Source organism: Rothia nasimurium, assembly GCF_928391935.1.
GTDB classification, from domain to species: Bacteria; Actinomycetota; Actinomycetes; order Actinomycetales; family Micrococcaceae; genus Rothia; species Rothia nasimurium_D.
In genome coordinates this window covers 248942-274375 of sequence record NZ_CAKMTD010000002.1, presented here as the reverse complement: position 1 = coordinate 274375, position 25434 = coordinate 248942, and the positions used below count along the sequence as shown (strand labels likewise).

22 protein-coding genes are annotated in these 25434 nt (G+C 60.2%); 19 read left to right on the top strand and 3 right to left on the bottom strand.

Annotation, left to right across the window (positions count from 1 at the left end; genetic code table 11):
* Window positions 1-12 precede the first annotated feature (12 nt).
* The 17 genes from L7A15_RS04490 (at window position 13) to dnaE (ending at window position 22155) form a co-directional block, all read left to right on the top strand.
* Window positions 13-1710: a UDP-N-acetylmuramoyl-L-alanyl-D-glutamate--2,6-diaminopimelate ligase gene (locus tag L7A15_RS04490; RefSeq protein WP_237208401.1), complete on the top strand. Its 1698-nt coding sequence runs from the start codon at window positions 13-15 to the stop codon at window positions 1708-1710.
* Window positions 1711-1724: 14 nt separating this feature from the next.
* Window positions 1725-3320, top strand: a complete 1596-nt coding sequence (locus L7A15_RS04485) for a UDP-N-acetylmuramoyl-tripeptide--D-alanyl-D-alanine ligase (RefSeq protein ID WP_237208400.1) — start codon at window positions 1725-1727, stop codon at window positions 3318-3320.
* Between the two features lie 21 nt (window positions 3321-3341).
* Window positions 3342-4460: a phospho-N-acetylmuramoyl-pentapeptide-transferase gene (gene mraY / locus L7A15_RS04480; protein ID WP_237208399.1), complete on the top strand. Its 1119-nt coding sequence runs from the start codon at window positions 3342-3344 to the stop codon at window positions 4458-4460.
* Complete coding sequence (murD, locus tag L7A15_RS04475; protein ID WP_237200935.1) at window positions 4460-5995, top strand: UDP-N-acetylmuramoyl-L-alanine--D-glutamate ligase; 1536 nt, start codon at window positions 4460-4462, stop codon at window positions 5993-5995. The genes mraY and murD overlap by 1 nt, the downstream gene beginning before the upstream one ends.
* Before the next feature lie 135 nt (window positions 5996-6130).
* The gene (locus tag L7A15_RS04470) at window positions 6131-7900 is read left to right on the top strand and encodes an FtsW/RodA/SpoVE family cell cycle protein (RefSeq protein ID WP_237208398.1); all 1770 of its coding nucleotides are present in this window, start codon (window positions 6131-6133) and stop codon (window positions 7898-7900) included.
* A gap of 90 nt (window positions 7901-7990) precedes the next feature.
* A complete protein-coding gene (gene murG, locus L7A15_RS04465) occupies window positions 7991-9088 on the top strand; it encodes an undecaprenyldiphospho-muramoylpentapeptide beta-N-acetylglucosaminyltransferase (RefSeq protein ID WP_237208397.1) in 1098 nt (365 codons plus the stop codon).
* Entirely contained in the window at window positions 9085-10575 is a 1491-nt protein-coding gene (murC, locus tag L7A15_RS04460) for a UDP-N-acetylmuramate--L-alanine ligase (protein WP_237208396.1), read from the top strand. Before murG ends, murC begins: the two co-directional genes overlap by 4 nt.
* The gene (locus L7A15_RS04455) at window positions 10575-11489 is read left to right on the top strand and encodes a cell division protein FtsQ/DivIB (RefSeq protein WP_237208395.1); all 915 of its coding nucleotides are present in this window, start codon (window positions 10575-10577) and stop codon (window positions 11487-11489) included. The genes murC and L7A15_RS04455 overlap by 1 nt, the downstream gene beginning before the upstream one ends.
* Window positions 11490-11682: 193 nt before the next feature.
* Entirely contained in the window at window positions 11683-12891 is a 1209-nt protein-coding gene (gene ftsZ / locus L7A15_RS04450; protein WP_237188927.1) for a cell division protein FtsZ, read from the top strand.
* Between the two features lie 99 nt (window positions 12892-12990).
* Window positions 12991-13797: a polyphenol oxidase family protein gene (locus tag L7A15_RS04445; protein WP_237208394.1), complete on the top strand. Its 807-nt coding sequence runs from the start codon at window positions 12991-12993 to the stop codon at window positions 13795-13797.
* Window positions 13798-13799: 2 nt separating this feature from the next.
* A complete protein-coding gene (locus tag L7A15_RS04440) occupies window positions 13800-14612 on the top strand; it encodes a YggS family pyridoxal phosphate enzyme (RefSeq protein ID WP_237188929.1) in 813 nt (270 codons plus the stop codon).
* A 428-nt stretch (window positions 14613-15040) separates the two neighbouring features.
* Entirely contained in the window at window positions 15041-15508 is a 468-nt protein-coding gene (locus L7A15_RS10775; protein WP_423817284.1) for a cell division protein SepF, read from the top strand.
* Between the two features lie 11 nt (window positions 15509-15519).
* Complete coding sequence (locus L7A15_RS04430) at window positions 15520-15822, top strand: YggT family protein (protein WP_336603491.1); 303 nt, start codon at window positions 15520-15522, stop codon at window positions 15820-15822.
* 359 nt (window positions 15823-16181) lie between these two features.
* Window positions 16182-16868: a DivIVA domain-containing protein gene (locus L7A15_RS04425; protein WP_237188931.1), complete on the top strand. Its 687-nt coding sequence runs from the start codon at window positions 16182-16184 to the stop codon at window positions 16866-16868.
* Between the two features lie 147 nt (window positions 16869-17015).
* Window positions 17016-17579: a signal peptidase II gene (gene lspA / locus L7A15_RS04420; RefSeq protein WP_237208392.1), complete on the top strand. Its 564-nt coding sequence runs from the start codon at window positions 17016-17018 to the stop codon at window positions 17577-17579.
* The gene (locus L7A15_RS04415; RefSeq protein WP_237208391.1) at window positions 17579-18538 is read left to right on the top strand and encodes an RluA family pseudouridine synthase; all 960 of its coding nucleotides are present in this window, start codon (window positions 17579-17581) and stop codon (window positions 18536-18538) included. The genes lspA and L7A15_RS04415 overlap by 1 nt, the downstream gene beginning before the upstream one ends.
* Window positions 18539-18666: 128 nt before the next feature.
* A complete protein-coding gene (gene dnaE / locus L7A15_RS04410) occupies window positions 18667-22155 on the top strand; it encodes a DNA polymerase III subunit alpha (RefSeq protein ID WP_237208414.1) in 3489 nt (1162 codons plus the stop codon).
* Between the two features lie 92 nt (window positions 22156-22247).
* On the opposite strand, the gene L7A15_RS04405 is transcribed toward dnaE, so the two are convergent.
* Entirely contained in the window at window positions 22248-22670 is a 423-nt protein-coding gene (locus L7A15_RS04405; RefSeq protein ID WP_237208390.1) for a winged helix-turn-helix transcriptional regulator, read from the bottom strand.
* A gap of 120 nt (window positions 22671-22790) precedes the next feature.
* Between L7A15_RS04405 and L7A15_RS04400 the strand changes: the two genes are divergently transcribed.
* On the top strand, window positions 22791-23399 hold the full coding sequence (locus L7A15_RS04400; protein ID WP_237208389.1) for an NAD(P)-dependent oxidoreductase: 609 nt from the start codon (window positions 22791-22793) through the stop codon (window positions 23397-23399).
* A gap of 169 nt (window positions 23400-23568) precedes the next feature.
* Here the strand turns inward: L7A15_RS04400 and L7A15_RS04395 are convergent, their stop codons facing one another.
* A complete protein-coding gene (locus L7A15_RS04395) occupies window positions 23569-24135 on the bottom strand; it encodes a DUF4126 domain-containing protein (protein ID WP_237212314.1) in 567 nt (188 codons plus the stop codon).
* Between the two features lie 197 nt (window positions 24136-24332).
* Here L7A15_RS04395 and L7A15_RS04390 point away from each other — a divergent pair, with 197 nt between their 5' ends.
* The gene (locus tag L7A15_RS04390; protein WP_237208387.1) at window positions 24333-24755 is read left to right on the top strand and encodes an MmcQ/YjbR family DNA-binding protein; all 423 of its coding nucleotides are present in this window, start codon (window positions 24333-24335) and stop codon (window positions 24753-24755) included.
* Here L7A15_RS04390 and L7A15_RS04385 read toward each other — a convergent pair.
* Window positions 24752-25429, bottom strand: coding sequence for a hypothetical protein (locus L7A15_RS04385; RefSeq protein ID WP_237208386.1), 678 nt, complete (start codon window positions 25427-25429; stop codon window positions 24752-24754). The genes L7A15_RS04390 and L7A15_RS04385 overlap by 4 nt on opposite strands.
* Between the last annotated feature and the right edge of the window lie 5 nt (window positions 25430-25434).

Here is a 25434-nt window from a genome sequence, read left to right as displayed (position 1 = left end):
TGGAGGGATACCGTGACTGAGAAACCCCAACTAAAAGGTAATGCCCAGACCCTGCGTCCTGCCCAGACCGCCCCTCGGTCTGTTGCAGAAGTATCAACCTGGTTGGCTGACATTGGGCTCCAAGCTCAGATAGCCCAGGAAACAGACCGCCCAATCACCGGTATCACCCTTGACTCCAGGGAAGTCCAGCCCGGTGACCTCTACGTTGCCCTCGGCGGGGCCCGCGCCCACGGTGCCAGCTTCCTGCCCGCAGCCCTCGACCTTGGTGCTGTTGCCATGTTGACCGACGCAGCTGGTCTGAAGATTGCCCAGGAGGCAGGGACCCTGCCTGAAGACTGTGGTGTCATTGTGACCGACCAGGTGCGGAAATCAATCGGCCCCCTGGCCGCCCGCATCTATAACTCCCAGCCCGAACGTGGGGGAGCGCCCCGCCTTTTTGGCGTCACCGGCACCAACGGGAAGACCACCAGCACCTACATGACCAACTCAATCATGCAGGCCCTGGGCCACACCACCGGGCTGATCGGTACCATCGAAATCCTAGCCGGTGGGCAGGCGATTCCCTCGAAGCTCACCACCCCAGAGTCCCCGCATGTCCATTCCCTGATTGCCCTCATGCGGGAACAGGGCATTACCAGCGCGGCCATGGAGGTTTCTTCCCACGCCCTGGATTATCACCGTGTGGACGGCGTCCGCTACGACGTTGCGGGCTTCACCAACCTCACCCAGGACCACCTGGACCTGCACGGCACCATGCAGAGCTACTTTGAATCCAAGGCCCAGCTCTTCACCCCTGAGCGCACCCGCCGCGCCGTGATTACCGTTGATGACGAGTGGGGTCAGAAGATGGCAGACCTCGCTGTTGAGCAGCTGGGCGCCCTGGCCGTCGTCCGCCTGGCCACCAACTTCGGCGCTGGCTACTCGGAGGACCTCACGGGGGCCCCTGCCCTCGGCCAGCAGGACTGGGCTCTGATCAAGGTAGCCCGCGAAGGTATCGGGCATGCCTTTACCCTGCGCCGGGGCGACGGCTTCGAGCTGAAGAGCTCAACCCACCTCCCTGCAGACTTCAACGTATCCAACGCGGCCCTCGCTGCCCTCATGGTTTTCGAATCAGCTGCCAACGAGATGGAACGGAGCAAGATCACTGAACTCTTGGCGCGTCCAGAAACCCTCACCCCGGTTGTTCCCGGACGGATGCAGCTCATCTCTACCGAGCCCACAGCCCTGGTTGATTTTGCCCATAACCCCGACGCCCTCAAACGAGCCCTGAAAGCGATTGAACCGGCCTCAGCTGACGGCAAGGTCATCATTGTGTTCGGTGCAACCGGTGAGCGTGATCAAACCAAGCGCCCCCTGATGGGCGAGATTGCCGCGACCTACTCTGACCTTGTGATTGTCACGGACGATGACCCCCACGGGGAGGACCCTGCCCCCATCCGGGAGGCTGTTGCCAGGGGTGCCCAGGACGCTGTTGCCGCTGGTGCCCGGGCACAGCAGGTTCTCAACATTGAGCCCCGCACCCGGGCAATTGATGAGGCTATTGCCCTGGCTGGCCCCCACGATTCAATTTTGGTGGCAGGACGCGGCCACGAGGTGGCCCAGGACGTCGCCGGAACTGATATTGAGATGGACGATCGGATTGAAACTGCCCGCGCCCTGATGGCTGCCGGGTTCAGCGTCCTGCCCGCCTACCAGAACCACCAGAAGTAACCGAAGATAAACCTATGATTGAACTTTCAGCTTTAGAGATTGCAGAAGCCACCTCTGGCACCCTGCTGGGCCTTGATGAAGCGACTGCTTCTGCCCTGACCTGCACGTCTGCTACCACTGACTCCCGCGAAGTGGGGAAGGGGTGCCTCTTCCTGGCCAAGCCGGGTGAGGTAACGGACGGTCATCGTTTTATCCCTATGGCCTTTGATGCCGGTGCATCTCTAGCTCTAGTTGAACGTGAGGTTCAGGACGCCGAAGGGCAGGTTTACCCCTCAGTTCTGGTTGATGACGTCGTGCTGGCTATGGGACGACTCGCCGCCTACATCGTCGCCCGCCTGCGGGAGAAGGGGGAGGTGACCGTCGTTGGTATCACCGGCTCAGCTGGTAAAACCACCACCAAGGACCTGCTGGCCTCCATCTTCGGGGCCGAAGGCAAGACCGTAGCCCCCATCGGATCCTTTAATGGTGAGGTAGGCGTCCCCCTCACCGTTTTCCGGGCCGAGGACGATACCCGCTACCTGGTCATTGAGATGGGGGCTGACCGCGTCGGCAACATCAAGTACCTGACCGACATGATTCAGCCTGACTACGGCATCGTCCTCAAGGTCGGAACTGCCCATGCCGGTGAATTCGGGGGCGTCGATAACATTGAGGCCACCAAGGGCGAAATGGCAGAAGGCGTGCGTCTGGGCCTGGGCCTCAATATCGACGACTACCGCGTCCGCCGCATGATTAACCGGGCCTCTACCCCCGTCACCTACTTCGGGGTTGAAGGCCGCGAGGCTGAGGTCACCACCTCCGCCAACCCCGGCGTCGCCGAAAACCGGATTTCCGCCAGCAACCTGACCACCAACGACGAGGGCAAGCCTGTCTTTACCCTGACCTTCCCCGAGGGGCAGACCTTCGAGGTGGCCTCCCAGCTGATCGGTGAACACCACGTCTACAACCTGCTGGCCGCTGCAACCGTCGCCTACCAGGCGGGTATTGCCCCAGAATCAATCGTTACCCAGCTGTCTCGAAGCGGGGCAGCATCCAAGTGGCGTATGCAGCGCACCGACCGGGCCGACGGCGTCACCGTCATTAACGACGCCTACAACGCCAACCCCGAATCCATGACGGCTGCCCTGCAAACCCTAGCCCAGCTGGGGCGCCTGCCCTCCACCAACCGCACCTGGGCCGTCCTGGGGGCCATGCTGGAACTAGGTGACCAGACCCTGGCCGAACACGACCGCATCGGCCAGCTGGCCGTGCGCCTCAACATCTCCAAGTTGATTGCCGTGGGCGACATCGCCAAGCCCATCTACAACACAGCCCACCTGGAAGGCTCCTGGGGGAACGAAGCGACCTGGGTTGCCACTGCCGACGAGGCCTTTGAGCTGCTCAAAGGCGCCCTCGAACCGGGCGATATTGTGCTCTTCAAATCATCCAACGGTGCTGGCCTGGGAATTTTAGGCCAACAGGTTGCCGACTATGAGGGAAACCTCACGGACGGCGACGCTCAAACTAGCGATTCAGGCGCTTGGCTGAGCGCCGGAGACTTTGTTCAGGCGCTAAACTCAACTAGTGGCGCTGAAACCGGCACCGATTCCCAAACTCCCACCAACGCATAAGAGGGAAGGCAAAGACACCACATGATTTCAATCCTGTTGGCTGCAGCTTTTGGCCTGATCATTTCGATCAGCGGCACCCCGCTCTACACAAAATGGCTGGTCAAACAGCAATTTGGCCAGTTCATTCGTGAGGATGGCCCGACCTCCCACCAGGTCAAGCGGGGCACCCCCACCATGGGCGGCGTCATGATGATGGCAGCTACCGTCGCGGGCTTCTTCGTGGCTCTTGCCCTGACTTCCCTTGTCACCGGTGCGAGCGGCGTTCCCTCAGCCTCGGTGCTGCTGGCTATGTTCCTCATGTTGGGGATGGCCGGTGTCGGGTTTATTGATGACTTCTCCAAAATTTGGAAGAGGCAGAACGAGGGCCTGACCCCTAAGGGAAAGATTATTCTTCAGGGCCTCATCGGTTCCCTCTTTGCCCTGGGCGCGGTATTCCTTAAGGACGATAACGGGTGGGCTCCCGCTAGCATGAAGCTCTCCTTCACCCGCGATATTTCCTGGCTGGATTTGGCTTTTGCAGGGCCGGTTGTGGGCGCGATCCTGTTTATTTTGTGGGCAAACCTGATTGCAACAGCAACCACTAATGCCGTGAACCTGACCGACGGCCTGGATGGTCTGGCAACCGGTGCTGCCATTATGGTCTTCAGTGGTTACCTGCTGATTTCCATGTGGCAGAACATGCACCTGTGCGATCCTTCCACTGTTCAAGCAATTTGCTACGACACTCCTGCCCCTGACCAGATGGCTATGCTGGCGGCTTCCCTGATTGGTGCCCTGATTGGTTTCCTCTGGTGGAACACCTCGCCTGCGACTATTTTCATGGGGGATACCGGGTCTTTGGGTCTGGGTGGTGCCCTGGCGGCCTTCGCTATCTTGACCCGCACCGAGCTGCTGCTGCCCATCATCGCCGGCCTCTTTGTGATGATTGCCCTGTCTGTCATCATCCAGGTTGGGTACTTCAAGATGAGCGGTGGCAAGCGAATCTTCCGTATGGCTCCCTTGCAGCACCATTTTGAGTTGAAGGGCTGGACCGAAGTCAACGTTGTAGTCCGCTTCTGGATTGTTGCTGGCCTGTTCGTGGCTGTAGCCCTTGGTCTCTTCTACGGCGACTGGCTCCTGGCAACTGGAGGTGCCCTCTAATGCAGGCTACAAACGCTAATCCCGTCTACGGCTACGAGCGCCTGGAAAAGCTGACTCGCTGGGAGTCTGACTGGGCTGGCCTGCGGGTAGTTGTCGCAGGTTTGGGTATTTCTGGTTTCTCGGCCGCTGACACCCTAATTGAGCTGGGTGCCCGCGTGATCGTGGTGGATGGCTCAGACTCTGAGGCCACCCGGGGTAAGGCTGACACCCTGAAGATTGTGGGTGCTGCCGGTTCTGTTTTGGGCCCCGGCGCCATGGACTCCCTGCCCCTGGTGGACGGCGAGCCAGCCGACCTGGTGGTGACCTCACCTGGCCTGCCCCCCACCCTGGGGATTCTGGCTGATGCTGTTGCCCAGAAGATTCAGATTTGGGGCGACGTTGAACTGGCCTGGCGCCTGAGGGAACGTGAGGGACGCAAGGTCGCCCCCTGGCTGGCCATTACCGGCACGAACGGCAAGACCACTACCGTGGGCATGACCGAATCCATCCTGCAAACTGCTGGCCATAAGGCCCTGGCGGTTGGCAACGTCGGCACCCCCATTCTGGACGCCCTGCGCGACCCGGTGGACTACGACTTCTTCGCTGTTGAACTCTCCAGCTTCCAGCTGCACTGGACCTACTCCATGTCCCCCCTGGCTTCTGTTGTCCTGAACGTGGCAGAAGATCACGTGGACTGGCACGAGGGCTACGAGAACTACCTGGCCGATAAGGCCCGGATTTACGAGCACACCCAGGTTGCCTGCATCTTCAACGCGAACCAGCCCGAGATCGTCCGTATGGTCGAGGAGGCTGACGTGGTCGAGGGGGCCCGGGCCATTGGCTTCTGGGCAGATACCCCCTCCCTGTCCATGGTTGGTGTGATTGATGGTCTGCTGGTCGATCGGGCCTTCCTGGACGACCGCCGCAACCAGGCCCTGGAACTGGCTGAGGTGGCTGACACCGGCCAGTTGCCGACCAAGCACACCGTCGAAAACGCCCTGGTGGCAGCGGCCCTGACCCGGGCCGCCGGGATTTCCCCTGAAGACGTCAAAGCTGGCCTGCAGAACTATGAGCCCGGAGCCCACCGGATCCAGCTGGTAGCCAACACCCACGGTGTCCTGTGGGTCAATGACTCCAAGGCCACCAACCCGCACGCGGCCAACGCCTCCCTGGCCTCCTTCAACCCCGTCATTTGGGTAGCAGGTGGCCTCTCCAAGGGCGTGACCTACGACGAGCTGGTGCTGGAGCACAAGAGCCGCCTCAAGGCCGTCGTGGTGATCGGCACTGACACGGACGCCCTCATCTCAGCTTTGGCAGAGCACGCCCCTGAGGTTCCGGTCCACAACATCACCGAAAGTGCCCTCCTGGCTGATAAAACGGACGGACGGGCCGTCATGAAACTGGCGATTGCCAAGGCCCATGAGCTATCCGAGCAAAACGACACTGTGCTGATGGCCCCGGCCGCAGCGTCCATGGACCAGTTCGTCTCTTACGCAGATCGAGGCAACTCCTTCATTGACGCTGTCACCGACCTGGTCAATCAGCTCAATTCATAATGTGAACCGAGAGGGGAAATCAGTGCTAGAGCTGGTTTCCCCTCCTGCAACTGACGACCCACCGTTCAACACCGTCCCGGGGCGACCCCGTCCTCACCCACGAAGACCAACCCCGTAGAGAAGAGAACAGAGCCCATGAGCGTTGCCCAATCATCAGATTCCCGACGTCAGCCCGGCCGTATCCGCCGGGGCTGGAAGTGGCTGGTTCACACATGGGAAGATGCCCAGATTCGTCTGAGTACCATGGTGCTCACAGACGTGCCGATTGTGCTCACCGCAACGGCTCTACTACTGACTCTTTTCGGCATCATGATGGTGCTCTCAGCGTCCAGCGTTGAACAGATTTCGTTGGGTGCCAGCCCCTTCGGCCAGGCCAAGTCTCAGACCATTTTTGGGGTGGCCGGTTTCGTCCTCATGCTGGTGGTGGGGTACCTGGTGCCGGTGGCCTGGTATCGCAGGCCCCTGACGCTGACGGTTCTGCTAGGGTTTGGGGTTATCCTGCTGACTGCGGTGATTTTCCTGGGCGAAAACATCAAGGGTAACCGGAACTGGCTGCCCCTGCCCGGTGGCTATTCCATTCAGCCCTCTGAATTCGTCAAGCCCATCATGATTCTCTGGTTGGCCTCAGTCTATTCCCGGCAGGGACGGCTGGACGGCGGCACCCCGGCCCAGAATATGTATAAGGGCCTGATGCCCGCTATCTTGGGTTTTGGCCTGGTGATTGCTCTGATTCTGGCTGGTCACGATGCAGGTACCGTGTTGGTGTACGGTATCTTCTTCGCCGCTATTTTTCTTGCGGCCAAACCCGCCAGGGAACTGGTGATATCGGTGATGGGCCTCGCGGCCTTGGCCGGGCTGGTTCTTGTGATCATGAGTTCCAATCGACTTGAGCGTATCCTCAATACCTTCCTGTTCTGGAAGGAATGTGTTGAGGCTTCGTGTGACCAGGCTAATTCAGGTCTGGCAGCCCTGGCTACCGGCGGTTTCTGGGGTGTCGGGTTGGGCCAGTCCCGGCAGAAGTACAACTACCTGGCTGAGGCCCACAACGACTACATTTTTGCTGTGATTGGTGAAGAGCTGGGCATGGTGGGGGGCCTGGCTGTGCTGGTTCTCTACGCGACCCTTATTTACTGCTCTATCCGGATTATGCTCCGGTCATCTGACCTCTTCATCCGCTACGCAACCTTAGGCTTGATCGCCTGGATTACCGGCCAGGCCCTGATGAACATCGGTATGGTGGTGGGGATTTTGCCCGTGATCGGTGTTCCCCTGCCCTTCATTTCTGCCGGTGGTTCTTCCCTGGTTGCTTCTCTCGCGGGCCTGGGCATCCTGATTGCCTTTGCCCGCCAGACCCCGCTGAACCCGATTATGGGGGAGAGCGGTGCCCCCCTCAACGCCAAGGACGCTAGGGATAAGGCCCGCCGTCAGCGGATCGCAGAGTTCGCTGAGGCCGAGCAGGCTGTCATTAACCGGGACCCTGATGGTGCCGGGTGGACCCTGGATAAACTGATGAGCAGCTTCCACCAGCTGGTCGATGGTAGGGATAACCGGCAGCCCCGGACGGCTTCGCCCCGGCCGGTTCGGGCTTCAGCGGCCCATACCCGTCCTAGTTCTGCTACTGTCCGTCGCTCCCAGGTGCCCACGCCTACTGAAAGTGTTGAAGCGGCCAAGGCGCGGCGATCCAGTTCGGTGAGTGGGGCTAGGCCGTCCGCCCAGGTGCAGCAAGCCCAACAGGCCTACCAGCAGCAGTCCTCCCAGAAGGCCGGGAAAACCCCGGCCCAGCAGGCTCCCGCTACCCCGGTGGCGCGTCCTGAAGGCCCTGCTGCCCCCGCTGAACGTCGGGTCCCTGCTGGCCTGCGGACCATCCGGAAGGCCCGGCAACTACCTACCGACCGTCAGGGGTAAGAAGGCTCACTGAACCAGGGGATAATGTGTGCTCAGCCCCAACCCCGGCTAAAATGAAGGGGCACCTATACCCCGAGGGAGTGAATACTTATGACTGAGGCACCGACTATCGTGCTCGCTGGCGGTGGCACGGCCGGGCATATCAACCCGATGCTGGCCATGGCGCGAGCCATTCAGGATCGGAAGCCTGAGGCTTCAATCGTGACTGTGGGCACCGAGGACGGCATGGAAGCCCGTCTGATTCCTGAAGCAGGGTACAAGATCGCTTTTATCCCTCGGGTTCCCTTCCCCCGCCGTCCGAATATGGCTGCCCTGAAGTTCCCCCTGGCCTTTGCCCGTTCGGTCAAGCAGGCCCAGGAGATCCTGACGGAGGTTGGCGCGGACGTTGTGGTGGGAGTTGGTGGCTATGTCTGCACTCCCATGTACCTTGCAGCGAATAAGCTGGCTGTTCCCGTGATTATTCATGAGGCCAACGCTAAGCCTGGTCTGGCGAATAAGGTGGGTGCCAAGAAGGCTGCGCTAGTGGCCACGGCCTTCCCTGAGACCCCGCTTCCGGGGGCCCGTACGGTGGGTATGCCGATGCGCCAGAACATTGCTACCCTCGACCGGGCAGCAGAGCAGGAAGCTGCCAGAACCCGGTTGGGGCTGGACGTCGACAAGCCGACGGTCGTTGTCACCGGAGGGTCCTTGGGGGCCCTGAGCATGAATACTGCTGTGGCTGAGATTATTGATGAGATCGCGGCTGCCGGGTATCAGATGCTTCACATCACCGGGCGCGATAAGGCCCTTAAGGACGCTGACGGTCAGCTCCGTCAGGCGGCTGGCTACAAGCAGGTTGAGTTTATTACCTCCATGGAGGACGTCTACGCGGCCGCTGACCTGATGGTGGTGCGTTCTGGTGCCGCTACCGTCAGCGAAGTTGCGGCTGTCGGTATTCCCGCAATTTTTGTCCCCCTGCCCGTTGGTAACGGTGAGCAGGCGTTGAATGCTTCTTCCCTGGTTGCAGCTGGGGCAGGGATCCTGGTGAAGGATTCTGACTTTACAGCCGACTGGTACCGGGCTAATGTTCCGGCCCTTCTGGCTGATTCTTCTAAACTTTCCGAGATGGCAGAAAAGTCCTACCAGCACGGTATCCGCGATGCCGCGTATGTAATGGCAGATGAAATTTTGAAGGCGGCCCGAGCATGAGCACCTCAATGATGGATCTTTCAATTGATCTTCCCGCACCCTTGAACCCTCCTTTCCCCGAGCGTCCTGCCCTGGATCAGTTGGGGGCCGTGCACTTTGTGGGTATCGGTGGTGCCGGTATGTCGGCTATTGCCCGGCTGATGCTGGCTGCCGGTATGACCGTCAGCGGCTCTGACCAGGCTGAGAGTGCCGCCCTGGACGCCCTGCGCCAGTTGGGGGCAAAAATTTCGGTACCCCAGAGCGCAGAAAATATTGAGGGTGTGGATACCGTGGTGGTATCGACCGCCATTAAGGAAGAGAACCCGGAGCTGGCTGCTGCCCGGGCTCAGGGCCTGACGGTTCTGCACCGCTCTGAGGCTCTGGCCGCTACCATGCGGGATTCTAAGGTGATTGCTGTTGCTGGCACCCACGGGAAGACCACTACCAGCTCCATGATTTCTGTGATGCTGGACGGCCTGGGCCTGGCTCCTTCATTTGCTGTGGGGTCAACCATTGCCGGGTATAACACCAACGCCTACCTGGGGGCTGCAGAGCCAGAATCCTGGTTTGTGGCTGAAGCGGATGAATCTGATGGCTCCTTTGTGCGTTACCGTCCTGAAATTGCGGTGATTACCAATGCCGAGCCGGATCACCTGGACTTCTATGGAACCCCGGAACGAGTCTTTGAAGCCTTCAACCGGTTTATTTCATCTATGGCACCTGGCGGCGTCTTTGTAACCTGCTCAGATGACCAGGGGTCTGCTGACCTTGCTGCCCGGGCCCTGGACGCTGGCATCCAGGTGGTGACCTACGGTGAGGGCGATTCAGCTATGGTCCAGCTGACGGGTATCACCTCTGAGGGCACTGATTGCTCTTCAAACCTGGTGTGGGACTTTACCGTTGGGGGAGAGCGCCACCAGGGGCATATCACCCTGACCCTGCCTGTGCCGGGTATCCATAACCAGCTGAACGCGACGGCGTCCTTCATTTGCGCCCTCATTGCGGGGGTAACTCCTGAGGAAGCCGTGGCCGCCCTTGGCCGTTTCTCTGGTACTGACCGCCGCTTCACCTTGCGCGGGGAGGCTGCCGGGGTCAAGGTTTTTGACGACTACGCCCACCATCCCACCGAGGTCCACCGGGCGCTTGAAACCGGTCGAACGGTCGCTGCAGGCCACAACCTGTATGTGATTTTCCAGCCCCACCTGTTCTCCCGCACCAAGGAATTTGCCGCTGAATTTGCCCAGTCCCTGTCCCAGGCAGACCGGTCGTATGTGCTGGATATTTACCCTGCCCGGGAACTGCCCATGGAAGGGGTCACCAGCCATCTGATCACTGAGGCCGGTTACTCGGAGGTTCACTATGCCCCCTCCACGACTGAGGCTATGGCCGCTGTGATTGATTCAGCCCTGCCGGGTGACATCATTATGACCGTGGGTGCTGGCGACGTTACCGCCCTGGGGGCCCAGCTGGTTGAAGGTTTGGCTGCCAAAGAGAGTGCTGGCAACTAGTGGCCGAAGAGAACCAGGCAGGCGAGCCCGTCCAGCGGAAAAAGCCGAAGGTCCGTCTTAACTCCTCCAAGGTCTCCCAGCTGGATAGCCGGGAAGATAACCTGGTGGATATCCGGGCTAACAGCCGCTTCGCCCAGTGGCAGCAGGCTCACGCCGCTGCCGAGGACGTAGACGCGGACGCCAGTGCGAGGGTGGAGAACGCACCGATCCCCTTGCGCCCGCGTCGGGGGAGTGCTTGGAAGAAGATTGGATACGCCAGTCTCGGTGCCCTGCTGTTTGTTGCCCTCTTCGTGGGTGTTGTCTTTTATTCGCCCCTGCTGGCTACCCGGACCATCACGGTGGAGGGGGCGCACCTTCTGGACCAGCCCTCCCTGGAGAAGGAGCTCCGGCAGCTAGAAGGTATCCCCCTGACCCGTATCACTGAGTCTGATGTTGCCCAGATTGTGGGCAACGAAGAGCTGCTGTACGGTATCAGCCTGGAAGCACATCCTCCCCACGATCTTGTGGTGAAGCTCCACGAACGGGTGCCGGTGGCTGTAGTTGAGCAGGACGGCAAGTACGTCCTGGTAGATCATGACGGGGCGATTCTGGGCCGGGCAGCCTCGCCTGAGGCCGCCGGTGTTCCCCTGGTTGCAGGTGGCATGGACATCGTTCAGACCACTGCTTTTGCGACGGTGACCGGGGTGCTGACCCACCTTCCTGGTTCTATCTTGAGCCAGGTTGCGAAGGCTGAGGCGAGTTCGGCCTCTAGTATTGCCTTGACTATGACTGATGGCACTAAGGTCATCTGGGGGACACCCGACCAAAGCGACCTTAAAGCTAAAGTATTGGTTCAGCTTATGGACTCTGTTGGTTCCCAGCAGGCTGTAGAAACCTATGATGTTTCAAGTCCTCTGGTTCCAACAGTCAAGTAGTTTCAACTTGAAGTAGAACTTTCTAGTTTTCCGGTATTTTCCTGAAAATATAAGTCCATTTCTCAAACCGGGGCGACAATAGCCCCGCGTACTTGGTAATCTTTCATTGATTGATAGATAGGTTTATTCCAAGTCTCAACCTTCAATCTAAGGTTGGATTTGGTCTGATGTAAACACAAACAGTAGGGAATCCATGGATACAGCAGCTCCCCAGAACTACCTGGCAGTAATCAAGGTCGTCGGTATCGGCGGCGGCGGTGTCAACGCTGTCAACCGCATGATTGAGGTTGGCCTCCGCGGTGTAGAGTTCATCGCCATTAACACCGACGCTCAGGCCCTGCTCATGTCTGACGCTGACGTCAAGCTTGACGTTGGTCGTGAGCTGACCCGTGGTCTGGGTGCAGGTGCCAACCCCGACGTTGGACGTCAGGCTGCTGAAGACCACGAACAGGAAATCGAAGAGGTCCTCAAGGGCGCTGACATGGTCTTCGTGACCGCTGGTGAAGGTGGTGGCACCGGTACCGGTGGCGCCCCCGTCGTCGCCCGCATTGCCCGCTCCCTGGGTGCCCTGACCATCGGTGTTGTTACCCGTCCCTTCACCTTCGAAGGCCGTCGTCGTTCCAACCAGGCTGAAACCGGTATCGCTGCCCTGCGCGACGAGGTTGACACCCTGATCGTTATCCCCAACGACCGCCTGCTCTCCATCTCAGACCGCAACGTCTCCATGCTCGACGCCTTCAAGTCAGCAGACCAGGTTCTGCTCTCCGGTGTCCAGGGCATCACCGACCTCATCACCACCCCCGGCCTGATCAACCTCGACTTCGCTGACGTCAAGTCCGTCATGCAGGGTGCAGGTTCAGCCCTGATGGGTATCGGCTCCGCCTCCGGTGAAGACCGCGCAGTCAAGGCAGCCGAGCTGGCTATCGCATCCCCCCTGCTGGAAGCCTCCATCGACGGTGCCCACGGCGTCCTGCTCTCCATCCAGGGTGGTTCAGACCTCGGCCTCTTCGAAATCAACGAAGCTGCCCGCCTGGTTCAGGAAGTTGCCCACCCCGACGCAAACATTATCTTCGGTGCCGTCATCGACGACGCCCTGGGTGATGAAGCCCGCGTAACCGTCATTGCCGCTGGCTTCGACTCCGTCAACCCTGAAACCAACGCTAATAACAACAACGGTGCAGCCGCCCAGGCAACCCGTACCCAGCAGACCTTCGGTGGTAGCTCCTCAGCTGCCCCCGCAGCAGCTGGTGGTTTTGGTGCCGCCCCCGCTGGCAACAGCTGGAACAACGGTGGCAACGACGTACCCACCAACGCCGGTTTCGACGTAGACCTTCCCCCGGTTGTTGAGGACTCCCCGGCTACCCGCCGCGATACCCTGGACGTCCCCGACTTCCTGAAGTAAAACCTAAAGCCCGCCCCGGCCCGTCCGGGTAGGCTAGGGGGTGAAAGCTTATTCATCTAAGCTTTCACCCCTTCAGTTTTGTAAGGACAACAAGTAGGCATGGAAGAACTCCTCTTTTCCCACACGAGGGTTACCACACGCGACGGTTCAACCGTCTGTGTTGGTTTTACCTCCGTGGGGGCTGGCAACCTTGGGTTGCATGTGGGCGACGATGCGCCAGGTACCCTGGCAGACAGGGCGGCCTTGGAAGAAGCCCTCTTGGGTGCCGGGGCTAGCTGCGGCTTCACCTACCTGAATCAAGTTCACGGAACAACCGTCTTCAACGCCGACGGCAGCCAGCCACCTTCGGGTATTAGCCCTGAGGCGGTGCGGGAAGCAGCGCCGGAAGCTGACGCTGCGTCGAGCTTCGGTCAGCCGCTTGCCATTATGGTGGCCGACTGTATCCCTCTGGTCTTTGTGGGGGAACACCAGGAGACAGGTGCCCCGATTCTGGGTGTTGCCCATGCAGGACGCAGGGGCTTGCTCGATGGTGTTATCCAAGCTGAAATCGCAGATTTGGTGTCCCGTGGGGCCACCCATATCAAGGCCTGGATCGGCCCGTCCATTTGTGGTCGCTGCTATGAAGTACCTGAGCAGATGCAAGGTGAGTCGGTAGCCTTGATTCCTGAGGTGAAGTCTGAGACCTCCTGGGGCACCAGCGGGCTAGACCTACCTGCTGGGGCTGTGGCCGTCCTGAAAAACCTGCCTGCGGTTGTTTCAATCTCCCAGGAACTTGCTGCCTGCACCTTTGAAACGCCTGAGTTGTTTTCCCACCGGGGCCACACCCAGCGGGGCGAAGCTGCCGGACGTATCGCAGGGTTGGTCTGGGTTGAGGCACCCGGCATAGAAGAGAAAACAGAGGAGTAACCATGTCTCTCGTTGTCACTGAGGAACGTCGGGCTGAGCTTGCTGCCAATGTGCGTGCCGTGCAAGCCCGTCTTGTTGAAGCCGCCAACGATACTTCCGGCGTCCGTACCCCCGATTCTGCTCAACCCGAGTTGATCGTGGTGACGAAGTTCTTCCCGGCCTCAGATGCCGCTGCCCTGTATGACCTGGGGGTCCGTCGGGTAGGGGAGAACCGCGACCAGGAGGCATCCGGTAAGGCCGCTGAACTGGCTCACTACACTGGCCCTGAAGATCCCCTGCGCTGGTCCTTTATCGGCCAGTTGCAAACCAATAAGGCTAAGTCGGTGGTTCAGTATGCCAGCGAGGTGCAGTCCGTTGACCGGCCCCAGCTGGCTGAGGCCCTGTCCAAGGCCTACCTCACGCGGCTTGCCCGCTGGGAGGCAGGTGAGGCCTCAGCTCCGGCGGCCCACTCGAGCGGGGGGCTTCGGTGCCTGATCCAGGTGGGTCTGGACGAGACCGTCGAGGCTACCGCAGGCCAGGCGGCCCTCGGGGCCCGAGGGGGAGCAGACCCGGCCGACCTGTTGTCGATAGCGGAGCTCATCAGTTCCCTGCCGGGGCTAACCCTCGGCGGGCTGATGGCAGTAGCCCCCCTCGGGCAGGACGCCGGCGCCGCCTTTGAACGTCTCTACGGCTACTCCCAGCTCCTGACCGAGAATTACCCCGAAGCCACCGAAATTTCTGCGGGTATGAGCCACGATTTGGCCGAGGCTGTGAAATGGGGGGCCACGACGGTGCGGATTGGCTCCCAAATTATGGGGGCCCGTCACCAGGCCTAGGGCTTCCTGGGCCCCGCGCGGGGCCTTCGAAAAGACAAGCAACATTTGATACCGTTAAATTTCAGGTGGATACTCACCTCCACCCCACAAGGCCACGAAACTAGCACGGGCAGTTCACAGAGAGGGCGCACATGGCTCGCACAATTCAACAGGCACTGGCTTACCTGGGCCTCAGCCACTCCGATGAGGAAGTAGAGAGGCAGGCCGTCGCCCGCCGTCCTCACACCGTGTACGAAGAAACAGTCTATGAGTCAGTAGAGAGCGACAAGGACTACATGGACCATTCAGACTACGACCCTGCCTACCAGCAGAGGATTGAAGAAACCTCAGCCCAGCGAGACGTCCTACTCGGACTAGAACCGGTAGCCCCCGCCCGCCCGGCGGTACAGGAGCCGGTAGGGCATGCCCTGGCCCCGGAAGACCTCCTCGTGGAAGGACCTGACGAGGACGACCTGGAGTTCGAGCCTGTCAGGTCGAATGCCCCCAGCCAGCCGGTCCAGGTACCGGCCCGGTCCGTCGCAGAGCCCCAGGCAGCCCCGGCTAGCAGCCGCCCTGCCCCCGCCAAGACCCCGTCCTTCACCCTAGAAAGCAGCGAAGAATTGCGCCAGATTACCACCATCCACCCCCGCTCCTACAATGACGCCAAGATCATCGGTGAATCCTTCCGTGAAAACATTCCCGTGATCATGAACGTCACCGAAATGGGGGAGGCAGATGCAAAGCGCCTCATTGACTTCTCCTCTGGCCTTGCCTTCGCCCTGAACGGCTCTATCGAACGGGTCACCGACAAGGTTTTCCTTCTCACCCCGGCAAACCTTGAGGTTCTCGGCGCTGAAGGTACCGAGGTTCCTGTCGCCCTGGACGGCGACGACGTCACCCCCTTCAACCACTTCTAAGGGTTAGCGTCTTGCTGGGTTACCTGTTCTCCTTGCTTTCCATCGCAGTGTACCTACTGATCGTCATGTTTATGGTGCGCTTGGTACTCGACTGGATTCAGACCTTTGCCCGGTACTGGCGTCCGCGCGGGGCTGTGCTTGTGGCCTCGTCCTTTGTGTACGCCGTCACCGACCCGCCGATGAACCTGGCCCGCCGGTACATCCGTCCTCTCAACCTGGGAGGTATCTCCTTGGACCTGGGCTTCATGGTGCTTCTGCTGGCCCTCTATTTCCTGTACCAGGTCTTGTTGAACCTCACAGTTATTTTCTCCTAGGTGATATGGCTAACGCGCCCTGCTGCGCGGTAGGGCCCCTTATCTGCCCCAGCAGTAGAAACTATGTAGGCAACACGTTTGACATAAGTTTTGTGAAAAAGGCATCAGACCGTTGAAACTTTGCCTAATTCCAGGTAATTTTATGTTGTGCTAAAAAAGGGGGACGTTCAGGTCTAGACCGCGTACCTAAGGTGACTGAAGACATCGCGCAGGCTCTTCACCCTGGAGTTCTGAGTGATTTCTTCCTTTGAGTCTTTGGCTGTTCATATAGCCGCCGTCTAGGACCTATGCACACCTGCATCCAGCACCGGCACTTACAGGGTGAAACAAGAGATTTTAAGAAGTAAGAGGTGAAAGTCGTGGCACTCACGCCTGAGGAAGTCATCAATAAGCGCTTCCAGCCGACTAAGTTCAAGGAAGGCTACAACCCTGAAGAGGTTGACGATTTCCTGGACGAAATCGTTATTGAGCTTCGTCGCCTGAATGCGGAGAACGCAAGCCTCAAGCGTCAGCTTGAAGAAGCAGAAGCACAGATTTCACTGGCCCCCGCTGAAGCAGCCGCACCTGCTGCAGCTGAGCCTGTCGTTGAAGCTCCCGCTCCTGTGGCAGCCGCAGCACCTGCGGCTCCTGCCCCCGAAGCAGCAATGGGCTCATCCAGTGCTACCGGCCTGCTGGCAATGGCCCAGAAGGTCCACGACGACTACGTCTTCGAGGGTAAGCGCGAACGCGAACGCCTCATCACCGAGGGCCGTGAGGAAGCATCCAAGCTGATCTCTGAAGCTAAGACTGAGTCCAGCAAGGTTCTGGGCGATCTGGAACAGACCAAGTCTGAGCTGGAGAAGTCTGTCGCTGACCTGCGGACCTTCGAGTCCCAGTACCGCACCTCCCTGCGTGACTACCTGAACAAGCAGCTCTCAACCCTTGAAGAGAGCACCAGCCTTGAGCCCAAGGGTGGCCCTGTAGCTGAGGGTTCTGCACCCCAGCATGCTTCCGGTTTTGGTAGCTTCAACGCCCAGCGCGGTGGCGTCTTTAGCGGCAACAACTAGGCCCTGAATCTAACTTTTACTCAGGCGGTATCTTCTGGTGAAGATGCCGCCTGAGATGTTTAAGATAGGTCTTCTCTGTTCCCGGTCTGCGAGCATTCGCGATAAGCTGGTGTGCAGAGTTTTTTGTTGAGGAAGGGCCGGTGGGTTGTGGCTAAGCCAGTTGATGGTCAGATAAGTCTCGTTCCGGTGCGGACGGTGTCTGGGGGAGCGAAGGCTGTTCTGGCCCTTTCGCTGTTTGCCCTGGTGTATGGGGCTGACCAGTGGGTGAAGCACCTGGTAGAGACAAACATGACGGTGGGGCAAACAATCACAGTGGTTGATGGTTTGCTCTGGTGGCGTTACTACCTGAATCCGGGGGCTGCTTTTTCGATGGGTGAGGGTTCAACCTGGATTTTCACTCTGATTTCGACCCTGGGCGCCCTGGTTGCCTGCTCCTTTGTCGTCCGGGCCCGTACCCTTCCCTGGGTGATTCTCTTGGCTACCCTGGCTGGCGGTATTGTGGGGAATCTGCATGATCGCCTGTTCCGGGCCCCGGGCTTCGGGGTGGGGCACGTGGTGGATTATATTTCAGTGCCTAACTTTGCGATTTTTAATATTGCGGACGCTGCTATTTGTGTGTCAATGGCCGGTATTGTTCTGCTGACTTTTTTGGGGTTCCGCCTGGATGGTCAGCGGGAGGTTAAGGCTGCGGTAAGTGAGGAGAAGCCCTAGTGAGTGAGCTGATTGAGCTTGAGTTCGTGGTGTCGGCTGAGCAGGCCGGGGCCCGGTTGGATTCCCTGCTGGCTGAGGTAAGCGGGCAGTCGCGGGCAACGGTGAGCACCTGGTTTAAGGACGGGGAGGTTCAGCTGCGTGACCCGAAGGGGCGGCCGGTGAAGGCTAAGGCCTCATCAAAGGCCGCTGAGGGCCAGCAGGTGAGGGCAACTGGTGCCCCTCCGCGCGACCTGACCCGGATCGAGGCTGAGCAGGTTGATGGATTTTCGATTGTCTACCAGGACGATGACATTGTAGTGGTGGATAAGCCGACCGGGGTTGCGGCCCACCCGTCCATGGGCTGGCACGGGCCGACCGTCGTCGGGGCCCTCAAGCACGCCGGGATTGAGATTGCTACTAGTGGCGCGGCTGAGCGTCAGGGCATTGTTCACCGCCTGGACGTGGGCACCTCGGGCCTGATGGTAGTGACCAAGAACGAGCAGGCCTACTCGGTGATGAAGAATGCCTTTAAGGACAGGACAGTCACCAAGGTCTACCACACCCTGGTTCAGGGGTTGCCTGACCCTCTCAAGGGGACGATTGACGCCCCGATTGGGCGGCACCCGGGCAGCGAATGGAAGTTCGCGGTCAACGAGGACGGGAAACCGGCCATCACCCACTATGAGGTTCAGGAGGCCTTTGGGCCGGCGTCCTTAGTAGAAGTACACCTGGAGACTGGCCGTACCCACCAGATTCGCGTGCATTTTTCTGCCCTGCGCCACCCCTGTGCCGGAGATCTGACCTACGGGGCTGACCCGGCCCTCTCCGCCCACCTGGGGCTGACCCGCCAGTGGCTCCACGCCCACCGCCTGGGCTTTACGCACCCGACGACCGGCGAGCGCGTCGAGTTTGAAAGCCCCTACCCGCAGGATCTGGCCTACGCCCTAGAGGCCCTGCGCGAGGGTAATTTCGGCTCCTAAATCACTAGAGCCTAGAGTTTGAGCCCAGGGCTCAGAAGCCCAGAGACTTGCTGAAGAAGAAGCGTTAGAGAGGCAGTACCGTGACCACCGCTGACTTTACCCACCTGCATGTGCACACCGAGTATTCAATGCTCGACGGTGCTGCCCGTCTGACGGACCTGTTTGAGCAGTCCAAGAAGCTGGGGATGAACGCCCTGGCGACCACCGACCACGGCTTCCTCTTTGGGGCCTTTGACTTTTGGAATAAGGCTAATAATGCCGGGGTGAAGCCCATTATTGGGGTGGAGGCCTACCTGACTCCGGGTACTGCCCGCCAGGACCGCACCCGCGTCAAGTTTGGTGAGGGTGGCCGTGATGACGTTTCCGGTGGTGGTGCTTATACCCACATGACCATGTGGGCTGAGAATACCCAGGGTATGCACAACCTGTTTCGGGCGTCCTCGCTGGCCTCGCTGGAAGGGCATTTCTATAAGCCTCGTATGGATAAGGAGTTGCTGCAGACCTACGGTAAGGGCCTGATTGCCACGACCGGATGCCCCTCGGGGGAGGTACAGACCCGCCTGCGTCTGGGCCAGTACCAGGAGGCCCTGCAGGCAGCTAGCGACTACCGGGATATTTTCGGTAAGGAGAACTTCTACTGTGAGCTGATGGACCACGGCCTTGATATTGAAAAGAATGTCATGGCTGACCTCATCAAACTCGCCAAGGAACTCAAGCTGCCCCTGGTGGCCACCAACGACCTCCACTACACCCACGCAGAGGACGCCAAGGCCCACGCCGCCCTGCTGTGCGTCCAGTCGGGCTCCACCCTGCAGGACCCCAAGCGCTTCAAATTCGACGCCGATAACTTCTACCTCAAGTCCCCGGCTGAAATGCGCGAACTCTTCCGCGACTACCCCGAGGCCTGCAACAACACCATGGAAATCGCAGAGCGGTGCCATGTTGAGTTCAACACCAAGGCCAACTATATGCCCAACTTCCCCGTGCCAGAGGGGGAGAGCGAGGAATCCTGGTTCGTCAAGGAGGTGGAGCGCGGCCTGCACTACCGCTTCCCCAAGGGCGTGCCCGATGAGGTCCGCAAGCAGGCCGAGTACGAGGTAGGGATTATTGCCCAGATGGGCTTCCCCGGCTACTTCCTCGTCGTTGCTGACTTTATCAACTGGGCCAAGAAGAACGGGATCCGCGTGGGCCCGGGGCGTGGCTCGGGCGCAGGTTCCATGGTCGCCTACGCCATGCGTATCACCGACCTGAACCCGCTGGAACACGACCTGATCTTCGAACGCTTCCTCAACCCCGACCGCGTCTCCATGCCCGACTTCGACGTGGACTTCGATGATCGCCGCCGTTCTGAAGTGATTCACTATGTGACCGAGAAGTACGGCGAAGACAAGGTGGCCATGATCGTCACCTACGGCACCATCAAGGCCAAGCAGGCCCTCAAGGACTCCTCCCGTGTGCTGGGCTACCCCTTCTCCACCGGCGAGCGCCTGACCAAGGCCATGCCCGAGGACGTCATGGGTAAGAACATTGCCCTGGCCAACGTCTACAACCCCGAGGATAAGCGTTATAACGACGCCCAGGAACTGCGCGACCTGATTGAGAACGACCCGGATGCCTCCAAGGTCTTTGAAACAGCCAAGGGCCTGGAGGGCCTCAAGCGCCAGTGGGGTGTTCACGCGGCGGGCGTCATTATGTCAAGCCACGACCTCATTGACGTGATCCCCATTATGCGCCGTGAACAGGACGGCCAGGTGATCACCCAGTTCGATTACCCCACCTGTGAAGGGCTGGGGCTGATCAAGATGGACTTCTTGGGCCTGCGAAACCTGACCATCATCTCGGACGCCATTGAGAACATTAAGCTCAACCGCGGCGAAGACCTAGACCTTGAAACCCTGGAACTGGACGACGCCGAATCCTACAAACTCCTGGCCCGGGGCGACACCCTGGGTGTCTTCCAGCTCGACGGCGGGCCCATGCGTCAGCTGCTCAAGCTCATGCAGCCTGACCACTTTGAACACATTTCGGCGGTCTTGGCCCTCTACCGCCCCGGCCCCATGGGCGCTAACTCCCATACCAACTACGCCCTGCGTAAGAACGGCCTGCAGGAAGTCACCCCCATCCACCCGGAGCTCGAAGAGCCCCTAGCCGAGATTCTCGATACCACCTACGGCCTGATCGTCTACCAGGAGCAGGTTATGGCGATTGCCCAGAAGGTCGCTAATTACTCCCTGGGTGAGGCAGATATTCTGCGCCGCGCTATGGGTAAGAAGAAGAAGGAGGAACTGGATAAACAGTACGCCACCTTCCACCAGGGCATGATTGATAACGGCTACTCCGAAGGGGCAGTGAAGGCCCTCTGGGATATTCTGCTGCCCTTCTCCGACTACGCCTTCAACAAGGCCCACACGGCAGCCTACGGCCTGGTCTCCTACTGGACCGCCTACCTCAAGGCCCACTACCCCCAGGAATACATGGCCGCCCTGCTCACGTCCGTCGGCGACGATAAGGACAAGCTCGCCCTCTACCTCAACGAGTGCCGCCACATGAAAATTACGGTACTCCCGCCCGACGTGAACGAATCCGCCCTGAACTTCACCCCCGTCGGCGACGACATCCGCTTCGGCATGGGCGCGATCCGCAACGTGGGTGCCAACGTGGTCGCAGCCATGGTCGACACCCGCGAGGAAAAGGGGCGCTACGAGAACTTCAACGACTTCTTGGCCAAGGTGCCCATGGTCGTCTGCAACAAGCGCACCGTGGACTCCCTCATCAAGGCCGGGGCCTTTGACTCCCTGGGGCACGACCGTCGCCCGCTGTCCATGATCCACGAAGAAGCCATCGACGCCACCGTCTCCGTCAAACGCCAGGAGGCCGCTGGCCAGTTCGACCTCTTCGGCGGGCTGGGACTAGAAGACGACAACCCGGCCAACGACCTAGCCGTCCAGGTCCCCGACGTCCCCGAATGGGAAAAACGCGACAAACTCAACTTCGAGCGCGAAATGCTGGGCCTCTACGTCTCCGACCACCCCCTGCGCGGCCTCGAAGACGCCCTCGACGCCCTCTCCGACTCCACCATCCAGGGCCTAGTGTCAGAAGACTCAGTCAAGCCCGACGGCGCCATTGTCACCGTCGCCGGCATGATCACCAGCGTCTCCCGCCGAATTGCCAAGAACTCCGGCAACCCCTACGCCCGCCTCGAAATCGAAGACCGCACCGGCTCCATGGAAGTCATGTTCTTCGGCCGGGCCTACGAGCCAATCGCTGGCGTCCTGGCAGAAGACCTCATCTGCACCATCAAGGGCCGCCTGCAACGCCGCGACGATGGTTCTGTCACCTTGAGCGCCCAGGAGCTACACATACCGGAGATCTCAGCCGACGGTACCGGCGGGCCGGTCACCATCGTCGTGCCCGAGTACAAGGCCACCGAAGAAACCCTGCACCAGTTGCGGGATATTCTCAAGAATCACAAGGGGGAGTCCGAGGTGCGCATTGCACTGATGACCCGTACCAAGCGGGTCATGCTGAGGCTGGGGGCTGATTTGCGGGTGACCCCCAACCCGGCCCTGTTTGGGGACTTGAAGGTGCTGCTTGGCCCGGCCTGCCTGGACTTCTAAGAGGCTAGAAGCGGATTCCACATGGTGACATGCGGGGTTTCCTTCGAGATGCGGTGCTTCCTGCTGCATTTCGAAGGAAACCCCGCAGTTCGTTAAAGCTGGGAGTCGTAGCGCTCGCGGTTGGCTAGCACCTCATCAAGGTGGGTTTCGGCCCAGATGCGGACGGCTGCCAGGGGCTCGACGGTGGTGCGTCCTAAGTGGGTGAGTTGGTAGTCTACGCGCGGGGGGACGCTGGCGGTGAGGTGGCGGGTGAGGAGACCGTCGCGTTCCATGGAGCGCAGGGTTTCGGTTAGAACTTTGGGGGAAATACCCTCGATAGTGTTTTTGAGGTCCTTGAAGCGTACCGGCTCCCCGGCTGACAGCACGGTGACGATCAGGGGCGTCCACCGGTCAGTCAGGTGGCGCAGCACGGTGCGGGAGGGGCAGTGCTGGCTCAGGACGTTGGCGGGCAGCTGCTCTTCTAGAGGCTGGGAGCCGGGGCAGACGTCCGCGCTGACCTGGGGCGATGATGTCATGGGTGGCCTTTCGGAAATTTTTTTTTATCATCTTCTAATAGTTACCTTGAGGTAATTAGTTTCTAAAACATACTATAGAACTGTTCGATACAGAAAACCACTTCATCAAGGAGAAACCCCATGAACATCTCAGTTATTGGCGCAGCAGGTATGGTCGGCTCAGCAATCGTTGCAGAAGCCCAGGAGCGCGGCCACAAGGTCACCGGCTATACCCGCAGCGGCTCAGCAGGCACCCAGGCCCTCGACCTGGCCAACACCGAGGCCCTGGTAGAGGTCATTAACTCCTCAGATGCCACCGTCATTTCCGTTGCCAGCCGCGACGACTACTCCGCCGCTATCGCCGCCCACCGCGCCCTGATCGCCGCTGCCCCCACCGGCCGTTTCCTGGTTGTTGGCGGCGCTGGTTCCCTAAACGCTGGCGAGGGCCTGCTGCTGGAAAGCCCCGACTTCCCCGCCGAATACCTGCCCGAAGCCAAGACCTTCGCTGAGATTCTGGGCGACTACCGGGCTGCGTCCGGCCTGAACTGGACCATGCTGGCCCCCTCACCCATGATTGCCCCCGGCGTCCGCACCGGTGACTACCGCACCGAGCTGGATGTACCCGCCGGCATGTTTGTCTCCACCCAGGACTTTGCGGTTGCCGCCATTGACGAAATCGAAATCCCGGCCCACGCAGGTACCCGCTTCACCGTTGCTTCAGCTGATGAGGCAGCAGCCCAGGGTAAGTAGGCTACCTGGCGCCTAGGGCGTGTGGTTTTCGTGCGCTGGTCTATGTGCTCGATACCTATTGCGCCTGAATCGTGACTTGCGGGGTTTCTTTCGAAACGCGGTGATTCTTACCGCACCTCGAAAGAAACCCCGCAGTTCGTTTAAGTTTCCCGCCGGACGCCTGGGGCAGCTAGGCCGTTCGTCCTTCCCTCCGCTTTTTGAGCAGGGGAATGACGCGGCGTGCCAGGTAGGCGGTAATGAAGACCCCCAGAATGATGACGGTGAGAGCGACGAAGCCAGCCAGAATTGGAAGGATGAGGGCGAAGATACCGAAGAAGAAGGCGGCGATATCTTCACCGGTGCTCACGGCGATATTAGAGACAGGCTCGGGGGAGAGGTTGACGACGGCGCGGGCACTGGTTTTCGTGGCGTGGACGCCGAAGGCGCTGGCGGCACCGACAGCAGCGAGAATGAGTGCGTTGGTAGTGCTTGTTTCTCCGCTGAGGAGGTAGCCGATAGCGCCGCCGGCGACGGGGCGGATGATGGTGTGGGCGGTGTCCCAGAAGGAGTCAAAGAGGGCAATTTTGTCGGCGGCAAAATCTACGAGGACGAGGATGCCCGCGATGACGAGCACGTCGGTGCGTTGCAGGGCGGCCGGGACGATATCCAGGCCGAAGAAGCGGCCAGAAAGACCCAGGAGTAGGAGCATTAGGTAGGGGCGGATCCCACTGACAGCGCCGGAACTCAGGGTGAGCATGAGGGTTTCCATGGACCCCAGTCTACCGGGTGGGGCATAAGCCTTTGGTGGTCTCTGAACTCGTGATTGAGCGGAATAGGTAGCGGTTGGGAGTGCAGGTTTCCTACCCTTGGGCTCCATCTCATAGGACTTGGTTCCTCCCACCATGGTTTGGCGGGAAGCCCCCGGGGATGAGACGGAGCGCTACACTGGAGACTATGCCCCTTACCACTTCCCGCGCCCTCTATGAAGCAGCGTCCGCGCACGCCCTGGCCTTACCCGGGGCTGAAATTTACCGCTTCAGCCCCCGCAGCGACGCCGAAGCTGCCCGCGTCGGCGGCAAATGGTTCATGGTGCTGGCCGAGAAGGACGGCACCCAACTGGTCAACCTCAAAGCCGACCCGGCAGACGTCGCCGCCATCATCGAAACCCACCCGGCAGCCCAAGAAGCCTGGCACATGAACAAAACCCACTGGTACACCCTCACCACCAGCGAAGACCTCACCCAAGACCTCCTGGCAGAACTGATTGCCGAATCCTACCTCACCATCGTCGACAAACTCCCAGCCAGCAAACGTCCGCTCGGCTGGCAGGCCATTGCCCACCAGCTCAACAGTCAGCTACCAGCCAACCCCGCCTAAGAAGCAGAAGACCGCCGCCCACCCGCCCGGCAGGCAAGGCCCACCAGCACCAGACCAGCCCCCAGCCCCACCAGGGCTAGGGAAGACATGCCTGTGCGGGCCAAGGACTGCGGGCCGGTGCTAGCCTGGGAATCCAAAGCCGCCTGGCTGTCATCCACGGGCCGATCGCTCACCCGGCCGCCAACAGGCTGGCTCCCGCCGGGCATATCCCCGCCCGACTCCACCTCGTCCTGGCCTTCTACACCCTGCCGGCAATCCACGGTAGCCCCCAGGCCAACCTCAAAAACCGCCTGCTCATCCATCCCATCGCGGGAAAGAACCGGCGAGGCACCCAAGGCAAAATCAAGCACCAGATCAGCCCTCTGGCCCGGGCCCAGGCTCCCCAAGGACTGGGACACCGCAACCCCCTGGCCGGGGCCAGCAAACTGCCTGGTCTCCCCGGTTGAAAGCCCAGCCTCAACCAGCAAGGGGTGGGCTCCGGTCACCAGTACTTGCGGGACCTCAACACCCTCAAGCGTCACCACCAGCTCATAGGTGCTCAGCTCACTGGTATTCACCAGGCTCAGGCGATAATCCTGTGAACTGCCCGGGGCAAGCGGACCCAGGGTAAGTTCCAGCCCCGTGAACTCAGGGCCCAGGGCCGCCTGCTGGCCGGACGAATCAGTAACAACCACATCAG

Coding starts and splice junctions, on each gene's coding strand:
- mraY (WP_237208399.1), top strand. CDS start 3,342: ATGATTTCAATCCTGTTGGCTGCAGCTTTTGGCCTGATCATTTCGATC.
- L7A15_RS04470 (WP_237208398.1), top strand. CDS start 6,131: ATGAGCGTTGCCCAATCATCAGATTCCCGACGTCAGCCCGGCCGTATC.
- murG (WP_237208397.1), top strand. CDS start 7,991: ATGACTGAGGCACCGACTATCGTGCTCGCTGGCGGTGGCACGGCCGGG.
- dnaE (WP_237208414.1), top strand. CDS start 18,667: ATGCTCGACGGTGCTGCCCGTCTGACGGACCTGTTTGAGCAGTCCAAG.
- L7A15_RS04400 (WP_237208389.1), top strand. CDS start 22,791: ATGAACATCTCAGTTATTGGCGCAGCAGGTATGGTCGGCTCAGCAATC.
- L7A15_RS04405 (WP_237208390.1), bottom strand. CDS start 22,670: ATGACATCATCGCCCCAGGTCAGCGCGGACGTCTGCCCCGGCTCCCAG.
- murD (WP_237200935.1), top strand. CDS start 4,460: ATGCAGGCTACAAACGCTAATCCCGTCTACGGCTACGAGCGCCTGGAA.
- L7A15_RS04440 (WP_237188929.1), top strand. CDS start 13,800: ATGTCTCTCGTTGTCACTGAGGAACGTCGGGCTGAGCTTGCTGCCAAT.
- L7A15_RS04445 (WP_237208394.1), top strand. CDS start 12,991: ATGGAAGAACTCCTCTTTTCCCACACGAGGGTTACCACACGCGACGGT.
- murC (WP_237208396.1), top strand. CDS start 9,085: ATGAGCACCTCAATGATGGATCTTTCAATTGATCTTCCCGCACCCTTG.
- L7A15_RS04485 (WP_237208400.1), top strand. CDS start 1,725: ATGATTGAACTTTCAGCTTTAGAGATTGCAGAAGCCACCTCTGGCACC.
- ftsZ (WP_237188927.1), top strand. CDS start 11,683: ATGGATACAGCAGCTCCCCAGAACTACCTGGCAGTAATCAAGGTCGTC.
- L7A15_RS04390 (WP_237208387.1), top strand. CDS start 24,333: ATGCCCCTTACCACTTCCCGCGCCCTCTATGAAGCAGCGTCCGCGCAC.
- L7A15_RS04395 (WP_237212314.1), bottom strand. CDS start 24,135: ATGCTCACCCTGAGTTCCGGCGCTGTCAGTGGGATCCGCCCCTACCTA.